Raw genomic sequence first — 18542 nt, forward strand, 5'->3', positions numbered from 1 at the left:
GCTTTAGCTCAAATGTATTATACCATTATTATTTGTATTTATCAATAATTTTATTATATTTATTTTTTTATTCCCTTTATTTAGGAGAATAAGCTTATTTGGTTACTTTCAGGTAAACCTTTTAAACATCCGTTTTTTTGCAGTATTTCTATAACAGCTTTACTTACTTTAGCCCTTATTCTCAAATCATCAATGGAAATAAACTCCCCTTCTTCTCTTGCCTCAACGATATTTTGTGCAGCTGCATTGCCAAGACACTGTAGGGAATTTAAAGGCGGTCTTATCCCGTCACCAGCTATTTTAAATTTTGTTGCATCAGATTTATATAAATCCACCGGCAAAAATTTAATACCCCTTGCATACATTTCATTTACAACCTCTAAAATTGTCAACACATTTTTTTCCTTCTGGGTAAGGGTATTCCCCATTTGTTCAAGCTCTTTTATTTTGTTCCGCACCTTATCCTGGCCGTTACACATAAGCTCTGCATCAAAATCATCTGCCTTTACCGTAAAATAAGTTACATAAAATTCCTTAGGGTAGTTTACTTTAAACCAGGCAATTCTAAAAGCCATCATTACATAAGCAGCTGCATGGGCTTTGGGGAACATATACTTTATCTTTTTACATGAATCTATGTACCATGCGGGTACATTTTTTTCCCTCATTTCTTTTTCATACTCTTCCTTTAAGCCTTTTCCCTTTCTTACATCTTCCATAATTTTAAAAGCTGTTTTAGGCTCTAATCCTGCCTGAATAAGATACAGCATTATGTCATCCCTTGTACTTATAACATTAGACAGGGTGGTAATATTGTTTCTAATAAGATCCTGGGCATTATTCAGCCACACATCAGTACCGTGGGACAATCCGGATATTCTTATAAGCTCCGCAAATGTAGTTGGTTTGGTATCCACAAGCATCTGCCTTACAAATTTTGTTCCAAACTCAGGAATTGCAAAAGTCCCCACCTGGCTGTTTATATCCTCAGGTTTTATTCCTAAAGGCTCTGTACTGCTAAAAATACCCATTGTATTTTTTTCACCAATGGTAATATCTCTGGCATCTACTCCCGTTAAATCTTCCAGCATTCTTATAACTGTAGGGTCATCGTGACCTAATATATCAAGTTTTAAAAGACATCCACTTATTGAATGATAATCAAAATGGGTTGTTATAACCTCTGATGAAGTATCATCTGCCGGTCTTTGAATAGGGCAAAAATCATGTATATCTTTATCATCCGGCACAATCATAATCCCCCCCGGATGCTGCCCAGTGGTTCTTTTTACTCCGGTACATCCTTTTACAAGCCTGTTTATCTCCGCATTTGTAGCCACAATCTCCCTGTCATCAAGATAGTTTTTTACAAACCCAAAGGCTGTTTTTTCAGCTATAGTTCCAATGGTACCTGCCCTGAAAACATGTCCTTCACCAAAAAGCTCCTCTGTGTATTTATGAGCTACAGGCTGGTACTCCCCTGAAAAGTTTAAATCTATATCCGGCTCCTTATCCCCGTCAAATCCCAAAAAAGTTTCAAATGGAATATCATACCCGTCTTTCTTTAAGGACTTACCACAATTTGGACAATTTTTGTCCGGAAGGTCAAAACCGCACCCGTAGCTGCCATCCTGAATAAACTCAGAATACTTACAATCCCCGCAAATATAGTGGGGAGGCAGTGAATTAACTTCAGTAATCCCAATTAAGTATGCAACAAAAGATGACCCCACCGATCCCCTTGAACCCACAAGATATCCGTCTTCCAATGATTTTGCCACTAGTTTTTGGGATATAATGTACATTACTGAAAAACCATTTTTTATAATTGAATTCAACTCTTTTTCCATACGCTTTTTCACTATATCCGGAAGGTTTTCACCATAAATCTCCTTTGCTTTAGATTCAGAAAGAACTCTTATCTCTTCCTCTGCCCCTTCAATTTTGGGCGGAAATGTTCCTTCCGGTACAGGAATAATATCTTCACACATATCAGCTATTTTATTGGTGTTTTTTATAACCACTTCATAGCATTTTTCCTCTCCGAGATAGCTGAATTCTTCAAGCATTTCATCAGTTGTCCTGAAATAAAGGGGAGCTTGGTTGTCTGCATCAGCAAAGCCCTGGCCTGCCATAAGTATTCTTCTGAAAACCTCATCTTTAGGATCTAAGAAGTGAACATCACAGGTGGCAACCACAGGCTTGTTATACTTTTCCCCAAGTTCAACGATTTTTTTGTTTATATTTTTTAGTTCTTCCTGGCTCCCTACGCTGCCATTGTTAATGAGAAACTGGTTATTTCCCAAAGGCTGGATTTCTAAATAATCATAAAACTTTACAATTTGTGAAATTTCCCTTTCGCTTTTTCCTTCCAAAATAGCCCTGTAAAGTTCCCCTGCTTCACATGCACTTCCCAGTATAAGACCTTCTCTATGCTCTATTAGAAGGCTTTTAGGCACTCTGGGTCTTTTATGAAAATATTCAAGATGGGACTTAGATACAATTTTGTATAAATTTTTAAGTCCTATTTGGTTTTTTGCAAGTATTATTGCATGGTACGTCTTTGCTTTTTTATAATCTACACTGCTTCCTAATGCTTCTTCTATATCATCGGTTTTTTCTGCTCCCTTTTCTTTTAATATTTCAATACATTTTATAAGAATGCCGGCACATGCCTTTGCATCATCTAAAGCCCTGTGATGATTTTCAAGGCTCACTCCCAGGTACTCTGCAACATTATTCAGTCTGTGCCTTTTCAGCTCCGGGAACAACTGTCTTGAAAGCTCTAATGTATCAATTACAGAAAAATCTAAATTATATCCAAGTACCCTGCAATTATGTCTTATAAAGCCCATATCAAAAGAGGCATTGTGGGCTACAACCACAGAATCTTTTATAAATTCCAAAAATTCAGGAAGCACTTTATCAATCTTAGGTGCATCTTTTACCATCTCATCTGTAATCCCGGTTAATTCAACAATTTTTTTAGGTATAGGTTTTTCAGGATTTACAAAAGAACTGTATTCTTCAATAATCTTGCCATTTCTTACTTTGACTGCACCTATTTCTGTAATTTTTTCAGTGTAGGCATTAAGCCCTGTGGTTTCTATATCAAAGACAACAAAATCCCCGTCCAAAGGCTGTCCCTTAACGTTGTAGGCAACGGGTACATTATCACCAAGTATATATGCCTCCATACCATATAATACTTTTATATTGTTTTTCTTCCCGGCATAATATGCATCAGGATATGCCTGAACCACCCCGTGGTCGGTAATGGCTATAGCCTTATGCCCCCATTTTGCTGCCCTTTCTATAACATCCTTAACTGAAGTTACTGCATCTAAAGCACTCATCTGGGTGTGAAGATGAAGCTCAACTCTTTTTTCCTCTGCGCTATCATGTTTTTCTTCTTTTGGAAGGCTTAAAATATCCGTTGCAAGTACTGTAAGCTCTTTTGAAAATTTATCGTACTGGGCATCCCCCCGTACTTTTAAATTCGCTCCTTCTTTTATTGCCCCCTTTATATCCGCCAGCTTGTCCTTTTGTAAGAAAATTTTTACAGTAATTGAAGATGTATAATCCGTTAAATCAAATATGTAAAGAATCTTGCCGCTTTTTAGCTCCCTCTCCTCTGTCCGGAAAACCTCCCCGGATATAACAACCCTTCCGGAATCCTGGGTTATCTCTGACATGGCAATGGAAGCTTCCTTAAATACCTTCCCATAAACTGCACCACCGGAAAGTTTGACGTTTTCATCCTTGGTTTTATAATTACTTTTATTATTTGCAGCAGGTCTTTCAGAAACAGCAATACTTACAACCCTGCTCTCCTCCTTCTCCTTAAGCTCCATATATTCTTTTTTTTCTTCCTCGTCCATTTTAAAATCTTTAAACTCCACCTTTACATCTACACCAAAGGATTCTTCTATTATTTTTTCTAAAATTTCATCACATTTCCTGTGTTTAAGTATCTTTGTCCCCTTTGTTTTAAGATATACCTCCAATACTTTACCGTCTAACTTCCACTCGCAGTCTTTTAAAATCCCTTTACACATGGCTGCATGTTTATTTAAAAAATGCAAAATATCATCCCAATAGCATTCTAAAACTTCTTCTAAAGCTAAATCTAAACTAAACACAGGTCTAATATAAATTTCTTCTAATGAAAAACAGTTTTTTAAACCCTGCTCTAATTTATCAATACAAAAAGCAGGAATGTATTTATCTGAAGTAATAAAAATTTCTAGTTTCCTGGATTTTTTATATGCATTTATTTTTTCTATTTTAACATCTTTAAAAGAAATATCTATTTCCCTGTCATTAAAAACTTCAGGAAACAGCGTCTTTAGTTTTTGCATTGTATTTTCTACCCCTCTTTTTAAATTAAGCAAGGAAAATATAAACTAAAATTATTCTAGCATAAATCCTTGATAAATTACATTGGGAAAAATCACTTCCGTCATTATAAATATAATAAAAGATATGTGGGATACTGGGTGGACGCTGCTATAGCATAGCCTAGCACTAATATTGTCATAAGTAATGTTATAAATATAAAAAAAGCTGATAATAAATAACCTTTTATAATGGCTTTTTTAGCTGTCTTTACATTATATACATTTTTAGGATATACCATTAAAATATTGACAAGGGGCAAAGTAATAAAGCTGGACAAAAATATAGAACCTTCAAATACAGGTATAATGCCATATTCTAATACAGGCTGTATATTTTCTATTTTTACATTAGGCAGTAAAAGTAAAACAACAATTATAATAAATCCGCTTACAAAATACAGTATTAATTCTGAAACACGACCAATGGTTTCAATACCATACAAAACAGCTATAACAACTGCAATAATTAAAAGAGCGTTTATGGCATAGGGGGGTACCTCTGTCATTGCATGGGTGGTAAGAAAATTGCTTCCATACCGCGGTATTCATTATTCCTAAGAAAATACTCTACTACATTTTTGATGCCCCGTCTTGCCACTTCCTCACTTATTACAAGCATTCTTAAATGCAAATTAAATAGCTTTCTGGAGGATTTAGATGTCATTTTCAGCATTGCCTCATCAATATCCACCCCTTCCTTTTCAAATAAAATAACAGGAGATTCGTTGGCATTTTCACCAACTGCAATAGCACGCAGGTTTATAATCTGGCTGGAAACTTTGCATTTATCCCCGGCTTTTTCAAAAATTTTATTTTTTCGTTAATTTAGGCTTTCCAATTCCAACTGTCTTGTTTTTTGTTTTCCATAAGGGGAAATCTTATTAAAGTGTCTTTGTTTTCTCTGGGAATAAAGGGCGTTAAAGGTGTTACATACGGTACTGTAACAGACTTAATTTTGCAAAGATGCAGCCACAATATAATTATCCCCATAAAAAGCCCATATAAGCCTAATGCCCCTGCTAAAATCATAAAAACAAACCTTACCGCCCTTAAAGCGCTGGACATCTCATAGTTTGGTATGGAAAAACTTGATATTGCAGTAAATGAAACAACTATAACAACAGCTGCTGACATTATCCCTGCTTCCACAGCAACCTGTCCTATTACCACTCCCCCCACCACTGAAATTGCAGCTCCTATTGCCCTTGGTATTCTTATACCTGCCTCACAGAGAATTTCAAATGTAAACTCCATTAAAAATGTTTCAAACAGCACCGGGAAAGGAACATCCTCCCTTTGTGCCGCAATATTTATAAGTAAGGCGGTAGGCAGTATTTCCTGATGATATGTGGTTATCGCCACATATGCAGACGGCACCAAAAGAACAAAATAAAAAGTTATAAACCTTATAATACGCATCATGGAAGCCACTATATAGTGGTGGTAGTAGTCTTCACTACTTTGCAAAAAATCAAAAAAAACCGCAGGAACAGTTAGTACAAAGGGTGTCCCATCCACTAATATTGCTACCTTTCCCTGCAGTAATGCAGCTGAAACCGAATCAGATTTTTCCAAGCTTAAATAAGTGGGAAACACTGAATAGGGGTCATCTTTGGTAAGCTCTTCTATGTAGCTGCTGTCATGTACTGCATCAACTTTAATTTTTTCAATTCTCTTTTTTACCTCATTGACAATGTCTTTTTTTGCAATTCCCTCTATGTACATTATGGCTACTTTTGTTTTGCATACTCTTCCCACATTTAAATTTATCATCCTTAAAGAATTATTGTTAATTCTTTTTTTGATAATTAATATGTTTTTTGCTATATCCTCAGAAAAACCCTCCCTTGGTCCCCTTACCACCGACTGGGTGGTAGGCTCTTCAATACCCCTTCTTTCTATACGGCTTGTAAAAACAGAGTAAAATTTATTCTCCCCTTCAGCTAAAAAACACAATTTCCCGATAACAATTCTGAATATAAATCGTCAAAACTTCTCCCCTCTTTTGCCCAGCTAAAACCCACAATTAGTTCTTTAATAGCCGCGCCCTCTACTTTAATTCTCTTTTTAGAAACTTCATCTTTTAAATTTGTAATTTTTAAAGATATGTCATTTATAACTTTTTGTCTACCAAATCTTTAAAATATATACTTGCACAAGAAAGATCACTTTCTCCCTTTATTTTAAAATATGTTATCTCTATATCATCATTGCATCCATAACATCTTTTTAAAATATCTATATTTTTTTTGATAGACTCATATATAAACTTTTCAGTCCCCATTTTTCCTTTTCCGCCTATGTACATACTTAGTTTATTTAATATTATTGCCACAAAATCACAAAAAAATACCGGGTAAGGCTATATATTTTACTTAAAACCACATAGCATTACCCGGTACTAAATTTTAACATTTATCTTAAATGCTTTATATCTCTCCAATCAAATCCAAGAAGTTCAGCAGCTTTCCTGTCCACTTCTTTAGCATCAAACCCGACCACTATTTTATTTACCGGTGGGCTGCACTTAGCTCCACCTAAATGATACTCTGCCATCCCCACCGTTGCATCTAATATGGTAAGATGTGGACTTACATATTTATTTAAATCAACAATGGACTCATGAATTCTGTTGTGAAAAATTGCTTTATTCCAAATACCGTATCTTCCTTTGTAATGCTTTGGTGGAAGAAGTCCCATCATATTTTTCATAGACCCTGTTATCTGAGCTAAAGAGTGGGCTTTTAAAACAGGGACGGAAATAATAAAATGGGTTTCTATCAACCTTGGAAGATACATTTCTTTGTGGACTGTGCAATTTGGGTTGGTGTATTTTTTTAAAGGGACATTGTTTAAATCCACCAGCTTAACATCATATTTATCTGAGATTTCTTTGTACCCTAAGTGATTAAAGGCATCTAATGTGGTATAATCCGGCTCTCCACAGCCGTCACAGATTATTATGGCAGCACTGCTGTGTTTTCTTATATATTTAATAATTTCACCGCATATTTCAGGTGAAGTTGTTATTGGAAAAGGAGACATATTTACAATATTAGGTTTTATTAGTATATTTTCTTGTTTTTCTAAAATTTCATATGCTTTAATTTTATCTAAAATTTCAGGAATTGTTTTTTCATAAGATTCAAATTCTAAAACAACCATAAAAAACCTCCCGATTATAATAAATTAAACACCCCTTCATGAACATAAAATAACATTTGCCACGAAGGGGTTTTCTTTTTTTATAAACCCTTTATAAAAGCTTTTTCACTCATTACTACTTGGTTTTAAGAATATTATAAAGCACTGTAAATGTCTCTGCCCTGGTCACATTTCTCTTAGGCTTAAATGTATTGTCCAAATAACCTGAAACAATATTTAAATCAACGGATTTTGCTACAAAATTTAATGCCCATGAGCCTATTTCATCTGTGTCTTTGAATTTTGGAGGCTGTAAACCTTCCTCAACTGCAATATCAAATGCTTTAATAATTAATACAACCATTTCTTCCCTGGTTAAATTTTTAGAAGGCTTAAATGTGTTATCTTCATATCCCGTTATTATTCCATTATCAACGGCTGTTTGAATGTATCCTGCAGCCCAGTTGGGAATTTCGTCCTTATCCTTGAAGCTTAAATTTATCTCATCAGCAGGCTCTAGGGAAGCTGCCTTTACAACAATTACCGCCATTTCCGCCCTTGTTATATTGTTATTGGGCTTTATGCTGCCGTCGGTATAACCGGTTACTATACCTAATTTGGCAAGTCCTATTATATTTTCCTCTGCCCAGTGATTTTCAATATCGGTGAATGTAACAGTACCGGGCAATTTGTCATCTGATTCTTCCACCTCTTCAGGCTTTGGAGTGACATTTGGCGATTTATCGTCATTTTTATCACCCTTGTCATCACCGGTCGTACCTTCATCTTCATTTTCATCAGAAGGATCTTTTGAAGGTAACGGATCTTTTGGGTCACTGCCGGGGTCACCTGTTTCAGGAACCGGCAAATTACCTCTATACACCATTTTAAATTCTTCTTTTAAAAGTTTCTTAAAATTATAAATCTCAGTATTGTCATGTTTATTTATTAGCTCTTCTATTTCTATGAGCAAATCATCAAGGGTTTTTATGTCTTTTCCCAATATAGCAGTTGTCCTAAGTTCCCTGTCTATGGCATTTCTTATATTTGAAGGTATGTCCAGGCTTAGTTTAACTTTGTAGACATCCCCATCTTTATCATGCACCACAGATGTTGCACCAATATTTGAAAAATACTCCAACATCTTTAAAAGCATCTTTGTACCAAGGCTGTCATATTCACAATTCATTATCATTTTGTTCATATCATGTGCAATGGACTGAAATCCACTTAAGTCTACATCAAAATCTTCCTGGTTTAAAATCATTATAATGGTGGGAACCCCTTCCCTTTGAGACTCTTCAAGGTCGGAAAACTCCAAAAAAGCACTTTTTAGCTCATCTTCGCTCATGCCCAAAAAAAGGTTTTTTACATTTTCAACATATTCTAAATATGTATCCTCATTTACTTTTATAAGGTCATTTACAATAAACCTTATTACATCTCTGCTTTTTTCCTCTACAGATGTCAGAAAGACAGCTTCTTTGGCAAACTTTTCAAGGTCGCTTTTTACCCTGTTTTCCAGTTTATAAATAACGTCTTCTAAAACCAACTGTATTTCTTCATCTGCAAGTAATATATTTCTCATAAGTACATCAAAATCATCATTTCTGTTTAGTTTTTGTAAAAGTGAGTTTTTTTGACCTTTTGTAAATTTTTTCACTTCACTTCTTAGTACATCCAATTCACTTTGTGTTAAACCATATACAAATTCATCTCTCTCTTCTAAAGAAGAATTTTGTGCTTTATTTATAATGCTTTCAATCCCGTCTTTAGCAGATAAAGCAAAGATCCCGGTTGTTAAAAAAGTCATTAAAATGGCAAGTACAACTGCAAGGGAAAGGATACCTTTAAATAATTTTCTCTCCATTGTTATCCTCCTGTTTTTTTAATCTGAAATGCCAGATATTACTAAGAAGTTTTTAGAAAACTGCTTAATAAAATAGTATCACAATTGGCATTATGTTGCAATAGACAGTATTATTCTTGAATATTTTTCCTTCATAGGTGCATTTGTTCTTTGTCTTGCCTTTCATACTCTGTATAATAAAACCCAACACCGTCAAAGGTATATAAATCACTTTTATATACCAGTTTCCAACTGTCATTTTCATCTAAATTTTCAAAGTACCTATCTGCAGTATATGTGTTTTGTATCTTTGTCACATAAGCTTTTGTACAATAGGGAAGGAGTTGTTTGTACACCGACTCCCCCCCTATTACAAATACATCATCTGTGTTATATTTTAAAAGCTCATTAAATAACTGTTCAAGGCTGCTGCACACAACAACCCCTTCATCATTAACTAAACCTCTTTTAGTCAGTACAATATTTACCCTGTCTTTTAAAGGCTGTTTTTTAGGCAAGGATTCAAATGTTTCCCGCCCCATAACCACCACTTTGTTTATTGTAAGGTCTTTAAAACGCTTTAGATCAGGTTTAATAGGCTTTAAAAGATTTCCCTTATAACCAATCCCCCAATTTAAATCAACTGCAACTATTGCTTTCATGTTTAAACCTCCATTATACCTGCTTCTTTATATTGCCACAGGAATATTCTTTATTTGGGGTCCTGCCTTATATCCTTCCAAAACAAAATCCTCTACTTTAAAATCATAAAAATCCTTTACATCGGGATTAATTATCAGTTTTGGTGCATCATAGGTTTTCCTGCTTATTAACTCCTCAATTAAAGGTATGTGCCTGTCGTATATATGGGCATCGGCTATAACATGGACAAGTTCCCCCACCTTCAAACCGCATACCTTTGCAAACATATGCACCAAAATAGCATATTGGGATACATTCCAGTTGTTTGCAACCAAAACATCCTGAGACCTCTGGTTTAAAACGGCGTTGAGCTTGTTACCTGTAACATTAAAAGTTATGCTGTAGGCACAGGGGTATAAATTCATTTCATTTAAATCCGCATGATTGTACATATTAACTATAATCCTTCTGCTGTAGGGATTGTTTTTTAAATCATATATCACCCTGTCAACCTGGTCAAACTCCCCTTCAGGGTATTTATGCTTTATCTTTAGCTGATAACCGTAGGCCTTTCCTATAGAGCCGTTTTCATCCGCCCAGCTGTCCCATATTTTACTGTTTAAGTCCTTTATATTGTTGGACTTTCTCTGCCATATCCACAAAAGTTCATCAATGGCCGCCCTATAATTTGTCGGTCTTAGTGTTAAAATGGGAAATTCCTTTTCTAAATCATATCTGTTTACAACACCAAATTTTTTAATTGTGTGGGCCGGCGTTCCGTCAGCCCACTTAGCTCTTACTTTTTGTCCTTCAGAAGAAAACCCGTTTTGAAGGATGTCCCTGCACATGGAAATAAAAATCTCGTCAGCCCTGCTCATATCAATCCCTCAACTTCCTCTAATATTTTTTCAATAAACTCAGAAACCGGCATAGTTCCAATATCCCCGTCTTTCCTGGACCTTACTGCCACAGCGTTGTTTTCAAGTTCTTTATCACCTATTACAAGCATGTAGGGCACTCTTTCAAGACGGGCTTCCCTTATCTTATATCCTATTTTTTCATTCCTTGCATCCACTTCAACTCTTATTCCCTTATCTTCAAGTTCTTTTTGAACCTTTAAAGCATATTCAACGTGCTTGTCAATTAAAGGAAGTATCTTTACCTGAACAGGGGACAGCCAGGTTGGAAAAGCCCCAGCATAATGCTCTGTCAAAATGGCAATAAATCTTTCTATGCTTCCAAAAACAACCCTGTGTATCATAACAGGCCTGTGCCTTTCTCCGTCCGGTCCCACATAAGTTAAATCAAATCTTTCCGGCATCTGGAAATCAAGCTGTATTGTACCGCACTGCCATGTACGCCCGATGGAATCTTCCAAATGAAAATCTATCTTAGGACCGTAGAATGCCCCGTCACCTTCATTGATTTTATATTCCATTCCTTTTGTCTCCAGTGCGTCCTTCAATGAATTTATAGCTAAATCCCATTGCTCATCAGTGCCCATTGAGTCTTCAGGTCTTGTTGAAAGTTCTACATGATATTTAAATCCAAAAACTTTATAAAAACTGTCTATCATGTTTATTACTCCTAAAACCTCATCTTTTACCTGGTCAGGAGTCATGAAAATATGTGCATCGTCCTGGGTAAAGCATCTTACACGCATTAATCCATGAAGTGCCCCTGACAATTCATGCCTGTGAACCAAACCAAGCTCTGCAATTCTTTGGGGCAAGTCCCTGTATGAATGAAGTTTTCTCTTATAAACAAGCATTCCTCCGGGACAGTTCATGGGCTTTATGGCAAAATCCCCTTCATCAATCTTTGTAAAGTACATATTTTCTTTATAGTGGTCCCAATGCCCTGAACGGTGCCATAAATCTTCATTTAAAATGATAGGGGTTTTTATTTCCTGATAATTATTCTTTTTATGTTCTTTTCTCCAGTAGTCTTCAAGTATATTTCTTAATACCATTCCCTTTGGAAGGAAAAACGGAAATCCAGGTCCTTCTTCGTATATATCAAATAAATCCAGTTCCCTTCCAAGCCTTCTGTGGTCTCTCTTCTTTGCTTCTTCCAACCTGTGGAGATATTCATCCAACTCACTCTTTTTGGTAAAGGAAGTACCGTAAATTCTTTGAAGCATTTTATTTTTTTCGCTTCCTCTCCAATAAGCCCCTGCAACAGACAATAATTTATAAGCCTTAACTTTTCCGGTGGACTCAACATGAGGTCCTGCACAAAGGTCAACAAATTCCCCTTGTTTATAAAAAGAAATGGTCTCTCCTTCAGGCAAATCATTAATTAATTCTACTTTATATTTTTCCCCTTTCTCCTCCATGAGTTTTATTGCCTCATCCCTTGGAAGGGTAAATCTTTCAAGCTTTAAATCCTCTTTAATTATTTTTTGCATTTCATTTTCTATTTTTTCAAGGTCTTCAGTTGTAAAAGGTTTATCCACGTCAAAATCATAATAAAAACCATTATCTATTGCCGGACCTATTGCAAGTTTTGCATCAGGATAAAGTCTTTTTACTGCTTGTGCTAGAATATGGGAAGATGTATGCCTGTACGCTTCTCTTCCTCCTTCACTGTCAAATGTAAGTATGTTTAAGCTGCAGTCTTCATTTATTTGGTAGCCCAAATCCTTTACTTCCCCATTAATTTCAGCTGCAAGGGCAACTCTTGCAAGTCCTGCACTTATGCTCTCAGCCACTTCCTTTGCTGTAATACCTTTTTTATACTCTATAACACTGCCGTCTTTAAGTGTAACTTTAACCATAAACCATACCTCCTATATAAATACTTATGACATTTAATTTTTTATTCTCCGTAAAACAACTAAAGATACAAAAATAAAAAGCCGCATCCCAAAAGCAAGGGACGAGACTTTAGCCCGTGGTTCCACCCTAATTGTTACTCATTGTGATTATAACGTAATCAACGCTTCAGCTCTGAGGTGGTCTTCAATTGCACTTCTTACAAAAGCACTTCCAGCCCATGGTGCTTTCTCTCTTGGTAAGAATCCCTGCAATCTACTCTTCTCATCATTGCCGAATAAAACATATATTAAAATTATATATCTATACACAATCCATGTCAACGGTAAGAAGGATGTCATCTTCTTTTTAATTCTACTTATAAAACTTTTCATATACAGAATTAGCAGCATCTATATTTTCAGTTATCAGCATAGAAACTGTATTCCCGTCACAACGCACTATAGCAGCGTCAATAATAGGTAAATTTTCTGTAAGATATGACTCGGCAGACTTACGTTTATGTTCTACACGCTCTTTTAATTTTGCCTCAATATCGTGGGCCTTTGAACTGTCTACAGCTTGAATAATAATTATCTCGTCTGCTGAAGTACCCCAGCCCGCTTGATATGCCGCAAATTCAACGTAGTCTTCCGGATCTATCCCCACTAGATTTTGCAATTCCTCAGAGGTAAGTTCTATCATTTCAGAAAGCATTGCTGCTTCTGCTACATCTGAATATAATATATCAGGTGCCGGAAGTTCAACAGTTGTTTTGGTACAACCTGATAAAATTAAAAAACATAAAACACTAAAATATAAAATTCTTCTAAACATTTTATCCCTCCATTTGTATCTTAGCAAATTCCCTCAAAAAATCAAGTATCACAGCTGAACACTCATTGTTGATGTGTACAAAATTATCTCTGCTATATTCATCCGGCAAGTGTCCATCCGGTCCTCTAACTGCAGCATTAACATCTACCACTTTTATTCCGTTTTCTTCGCACATTGCTTTAAGCATATCTGCAAGTTCATTAAGTAACGGACTGCCAAAATTTCTATTAGTAGTGTAATCCGGTAACCACTTTGAAGCTGTTTTGGGAGTCGGGGTTAGTACAACGATATCCAAATCCGGGTTTGTATTCTTAATTAAATCAATCATTTTACGATAATTATTAGTGGTATCAACGGTGGAAAATCCATTTGCAATATCATTCATACCCAGCATTATAAATACACGGCTCACACCCATTTCTTGTAATATAGTTTCCAGAGGTTGTTCCTTACCCCTATACGTAAAGTAGCATTTGGCGCCTGTCGTGTAGTTTACTACATCGTATACTGTTATTCCCATAAGCGATGTAAGAAATTGGGCGTTAGAAAGCATATCTACGCCTGAATTGCGCTGTGCACGAACATATTGTGCAAAACCTTCCATTACGGAATCCCCTACAAATACACTGTTAGTAAAATATTCGTCATAATTAACTCTATCATCGGATACAGAAGGGGTTGATGTTGGTGTTTCTTCTATTTGCAAGGAATCATTGTCCTCCGTTATCCACTCCGGTTCTTTTTCAATTGTTGGCTCAAAGGACTCCTCCCTTTTAGGACTCTGGCTTGCTTCCGGCTGAGGTGGGGTTTGTGTTGTACATGCTGTACTTGCAACAAACAAAATTACCACCAAAAATGAAAAATAAATTAATCTTCTAATCATAGTTTACCTCCCTCCTTTTATATGTCCTTTAGTAAAATATATATTTATACCTATACGCAAATTTACCTAATACGCAAATCCCACGGATTATTTAATATTAGCGAACTATATAAAAACATTATATCTGATCCTTCCTTAAAAGAAATATAATCTAATAAATATGAAAAATCAATATACCGCAAATCAATCAGTGTTATTTTCCGATATGCCGAAGTCAATAACGGGGCAAGGCTAGATGAAAATGAATCCCGAAATAAATATAGCTCACGGGACGTTGCAGAATTAGGGTTTTCTAAAACAATAAGAGGTTGAACTCCCCGTAGGAAAATATCATATGGATCCTGCCCGTTAAATGCTTTTATGTCATAAATATCACCCTGTTGGAATTTAAGAGATTTCTCATCCAGATAATATATAGACACAGGGTCATTAGGTACTAAGTATATCATTTCATCATTATAGAATGGTAATGCCAGTTGACCGGAATATACACCCTGAAACTCTCCTGCTTTAACAGGGTTAAATGAACTGATATCAATATTAAACCCCATAATTTCACCCATCTTAAATACAACGTTTTCTAACTTCACTTGGTTCCAATGAAAATCCGTTTTATAAAAGTCTTTGGCCGAGAGAGTATCTGTTAGGTCAATTAAAGTCATTTCTTGCAGTTCATTTGACAGTATTGTCAGAGCCATGTTGACATCAAAACCAGGGTAATTTTTTTCGGCATAAATATCCTTGTCCGGAATAAAAGAATAATAAATATTCATCCCTTTAAGTCCAGTAGAAATTTTTTTTATTTTGGCTGCAACTTCACGAAGTGACTTTTCGTTTAATTGCTCGAACTTCCCCAGACCAACTAAATCGTCATAATATAACCCAGACTTATCTGTCTGTTGGAACAAGTAAAATACAGCAGCTGCTTTTACAGTTCGAAATTTATCACGAAATACAAAATTGTCAGCAGCAAAGTTTTCAAATTCATCCATATACTTTGCAGATAAAATATTTTGCAAAGTTAAATTAGGCAGTGATGAAGGTGTACGACGTTCACTTTTTAAAACTTCAGGGGGCTTATTAATTAAATTTAATATGTATAAACCACCAATAATTACCACAATTAGCAGGAGAGTTAAAAAAGATTTAATTGTTATATTTTTCTCATAATAACTCAAATACTCACACCTCCCTAAAATCTAAAATAAATAAAAGGATTAAATGAACCGTCTACAAGAAAAGCAGTAGAAATAATCAATAATGCAGCGATATATAAAGGTTCAATTATTACCATTGCTTTCATACTTTCAAATTTAGCAGCAATTCGTTTGGGAAATGGTGTAGAGCCAATTATGGCAATGATGAAAAGAACCAGATAGCTGCGCAGGTAATACAGGGATTCTTCACCTGCAATCATATCTGCACCAAAACCAAACATTTTTGCAAGTGTATTTTTAGCCATTAGTAGGTTTGGGGTGTCAAAAAATACCCAACCCACCATTACTATAAGCATAACATAGATGTGCTTTAGCCATTTAGATGCTTTGTTGAGTAGCTTCTCTAAGAAAAACTTTTCTATAAGAAGAAGCATCCCGTAGTACAGTCCCCAAAAAATAAAATTCCAGCCCGCTCCATGCCAAAAACCTGTCAAAAACCATACAAAAAGTATATTAAATATAAACCTTGACCTACTCGTGCGATTACCGCCAAGTGGTATATATACATAATCACGGAACCATGATGAGAGGGATATATGCCATTTACGCCAAAATTCCGTTATGCTTTTTGCAGTGTAAGGATAGTTAAAATTTTCCAAAAAGTTAAATCCAAACATACGGCCCATACCTATGGCCATATCTGAATATGCAGAAAAGTCAAAATAAATATGTAAAGTATATGCTATAATATACATCCATGCACCCAACATACTGGACTCTTGGCTTTGATACATTATTTGAGCCAATTCCCCCATCAGGTTGGATATGAGAACTTTTTTTGCAAGACCGACAATAAAACGTCTTGAACCGGATGAGAAACGCTCAAGAGTATGTTCTCTGGTTTTCAGTTTAGCCGCTACATCGACGTAACGCACAATTGGACCGGCTATTAGTTGAGGAAATAGCATCACATAGGTTGCAAAATCCAAAGGATTTTTTTGTACTTTAGTTTTACCCCAATATAAATCAATTGAATAGGATAATGTTTGAAATGTATAAAAACTAATTCCAATAGGAAGAGCAAGTCTTAATAATGGAATATTTATATGAGTGAATCTATTAACATTATATAAGAAAAAATCCGCATACTTAAAAAATCCTAGAATTCCTAACCCTACAACCAGTGAAAGAATTAAAAATAACTTGGATTTAAATTTTCCTCTATATTTATCAATTTTAAGCCCAAAGAACCATAAAATAAAAATTTCTGCTACCATAAGCAGAAGGTATATTGGTTCTCCCCATCCATAAAACACAATGCTTGCCACAAGTAAAGTAATATTTCGTAATTTTGGAGAACCATTTGGCATGGGTGTAATAAAATATAGTACTACCACTATAGGTAGGAAATAGTACAGGAATGTAATTGATGAAAATACCAACACTTCACCCCTCTTGCATATAATTTAGACTGATTATACCATGGGGTTTAATTTTTGTAAAGTAAGCTCCATATAGTATATATAACAACAGACAAGGATCAGCCCAGAGTACGAGGAATGCTTTTTTATAAGGCTGATGAATAAGGTATTATATTTGTTGTATTCAGACTTAAAAACGGAATTGCCGTAAAATGGACCATGGAAGATAATTTTGCTCCAAAAAAGGAAATTCAGCTTTAAAAAAAGATTTTCTTAAAAAGCTCTAGGTCATCGTCCTTAAAGCTTTTTTAAATAAAAATAAAATGCAAATAATATTATACTATAATTTCGACTGAGATATAAATTCTTTAATACTTTTCTTTTTCAAAACTACATTTTTAAAAAGCAAAACCACAACAGGACCTGCTATCAAGCCAATATATCCAAATACCAAAAAACCAATATACAAAGACATTAAAGCAACCAACGGATGTAAACCTATCTCCTTTGAAAGAATTTTAGGTTCAATTAACTGCCTGACAGTTAAAGCTATGCCGTATAACACCAGTATAGCAACGGATCTTTTTAAATTCCCGGCAAAAAATTCATATATTGCCCAGGGAATCATTACACTGCCGGGACCTAAAACCGGCAGTACATCTAATAGCGACAGGATTAATGCCAATAAAATAAAGTGTTTTATTCCCATTATATAAAACCCGGTAAAAAGCTGCAGAAAAGTTATTGCCGCCATAATTATCTGGGCTCTTACATATCCCCAAAGTGTCATGAATATATCTTTTTTAATTCTCAATAAAACATCTATCCAGTTTTCAGGAAGATTTTCCCTTACAAAATTTAATATACCGGTTCTGTCACTTGAAAAAAAATATGTAGATAAAATTGTCGCTGATAAAAATATAAAGACCTGTGGCAGGAGAACAGCAATGCTTAAAATATTTTTTGCTACAGAATTTAGAAATAGCATGAAAGCTTGTATAAAATTTTTAAACATGTTTTCTATGGATATACTTATTTCTTCCGGAAGGGTGGTGTAAAATTTTAAAAACTTCCCGGCAAATTCATTTATATTCCTGTATAAAGTATTTGCATACTCCGGCAACATTTGAGAAAGGCTCACCGCTTCTTTATAAAGTCTTATTGTAAGTAAAACCAAAACCGCCCCTATTACCGTAACAACAGAAAAAACCGTTATAATTGCAGCTGCCTTTCTGGATATTTTGGCTTTTTTCATTAAAAATCTTATTACCGGCTCAATGGAAGTTGATATAACAAAGGCTATAATAAACGGCGCTAAATAAATTGAAATTTTAAAAAATAAAAAAGTACCCGGCACCGCCACTAAAAAAAATAAAGCAGTTGTAAAAGCAAATTTTATATTTTTGGTAATTTGCATAAAATTGCACCTTTTTTAAAATTGTGCCCTTTGCTT

Annotated in this window: 15 protein-coding genes; all 15 read right to left on the bottom strand. The window is 35.1% G+C overall.

Annotated features, from left to right (window positions below; genetic code table 11):
- Positions 1-80: 80 nt before the first annotated feature.
- The gene (locus HVS_RS10545; protein WP_101302109.1) at positions 81-4361 is read right to left on the bottom strand and encodes a PolC-type DNA polymerase III; all 4281 of its coding nucleotides are present in this window, start codon (positions 4359-4361) and stop codon (positions 81-83) included.
- Positions 4362-4465: 104 nt separating this feature from the next.
- On the bottom strand, positions 4466-4906 hold the full coding sequence (locus HVS_RS10550; RefSeq protein ID WP_101302112.1) for a GerAB/ArcD/ProY family transporter: 441 nt from the start codon (positions 4904-4906) through the stop codon (positions 4466-4468).
- Positions 4903-5208, bottom strand: coding sequence for a Ger(x)C family spore germination protein (locus HVS_RS17845; protein WP_479715009.1), 306 nt, complete (start codon positions 5206-5208; stop codon positions 4903-4905). The genes HVS_RS10550 and HVS_RS17845 overlap by 4 nt, the downstream gene beginning before the upstream one ends.
- Positions 5209-5225: 17 nt before the next feature.
- A complete protein-coding gene (locus tag HVS_RS10560; RefSeq protein WP_159063446.1) occupies positions 5226-6356 on the bottom strand; it encodes a spore germination protein in 1131 nt (376 codons plus the stop codon).
- A gap of 157 nt (positions 6357-6513) precedes the next feature.
- Positions 6514-6735: a hypothetical protein gene (locus tag HVS_RS16575; RefSeq protein ID WP_159063447.1), complete on the bottom strand. Its 222-nt coding sequence runs from the start codon at positions 6733-6735 to the stop codon at positions 6514-6516.
- Positions 6736-6815: 80 nt separating this feature from the next.
- Positions 6816-7565, bottom strand: a complete 750-nt coding sequence (locus tag HVS_RS10565) for a DUF362 domain-containing protein (protein ID WP_101302119.1) — start codon at positions 7563-7565, stop codon at positions 6816-6818.
- Positions 7566-7680: 115 nt separating this feature from the next.
- The gene (locus tag HVS_RS10570; protein ID WP_101302121.1) at positions 7681-9414 is read right to left on the bottom strand and encodes an S-layer homology domain-containing protein; all 1734 of its coding nucleotides are present in this window, start codon (positions 9412-9414) and stop codon (positions 7681-7683) included.
- Between the two features lie 131 nt (positions 9415-9545).
- Positions 9546-10055, bottom strand: coding sequence for a dihydrofolate reductase (locus HVS_RS10575; protein ID WP_101302123.1), 510 nt, complete (start codon positions 10053-10055; stop codon positions 9546-9548).
- Between the two features lie 27 nt (positions 10056-10082).
- The gene (gene thyA / locus HVS_RS10580) at positions 10083-10913 is read right to left on the bottom strand and encodes a thymidylate synthase (RefSeq protein WP_101302125.1); all 831 of its coding nucleotides are present in this window, start codon (positions 10911-10913) and stop codon (positions 10083-10085) included.
- The gene (gene thrS, locus HVS_RS10585; RefSeq protein WP_101302127.1) at positions 10910-12814 is read right to left on the bottom strand and encodes a threonine--tRNA ligase; all 1905 of its coding nucleotides are present in this window, start codon (positions 12812-12814) and stop codon (positions 10910-10912) included. The genes thyA and thrS overlap by 4 nt, the downstream gene beginning before the upstream one ends.
- A 352-nt stretch (positions 12815-13166) precedes the next feature.
- Complete coding sequence (locus tag HVS_RS10595) at positions 13167-13628, bottom strand: DUF4358 domain-containing protein (RefSeq protein ID WP_101302132.1); 462 nt, start codon at positions 13626-13628, stop codon at positions 13167-13169.
- A 1-nt stretch (position 13629) separates the two neighbouring features.
- On the bottom strand, positions 13630-14511 hold the full coding sequence (locus HVS_RS10600) for an SGNH/GDSL hydrolase family protein (RefSeq protein ID WP_101302135.1): 882 nt from the start codon (positions 14509-14511) through the stop codon (positions 13630-13632).
- A gap of 62 nt (positions 14512-14573) precedes the next feature.
- Entirely contained in the window at positions 14574-15689 is a 1116-nt protein-coding gene (locus tag HVS_RS10605; protein WP_101302137.1) for an alginate O-acetyltransferase AlgX-related protein, read from the bottom strand.
- Positions 15690-15703: 14 nt separating this feature from the next.
- Positions 15704-17038: an MBOAT family O-acyltransferase gene (locus HVS_RS10610; protein ID WP_338076907.1), complete on the bottom strand. Its 1335-nt coding sequence runs from the start codon at positions 17036-17038 to the stop codon at positions 15704-15706.
- 391 nt (positions 17039-17429) lie between these two features.
- Entirely contained in the window at positions 17430-18506 is a 1077-nt protein-coding gene (gene ytvI / locus HVS_RS10615) for a sporulation integral membrane protein YtvI (protein WP_101302140.1), read from the bottom strand.
- Positions 18507-18542: the final 36 nt, after the last annotated feature.

This window comes from Acetivibrio saccincola, from assembly GCF_002844395.1.
GTDB lineage: Bacteria > Bacillota > Clostridia > Acetivibrionales > Acetivibrionaceae > Herbivorax > Herbivorax saccincola.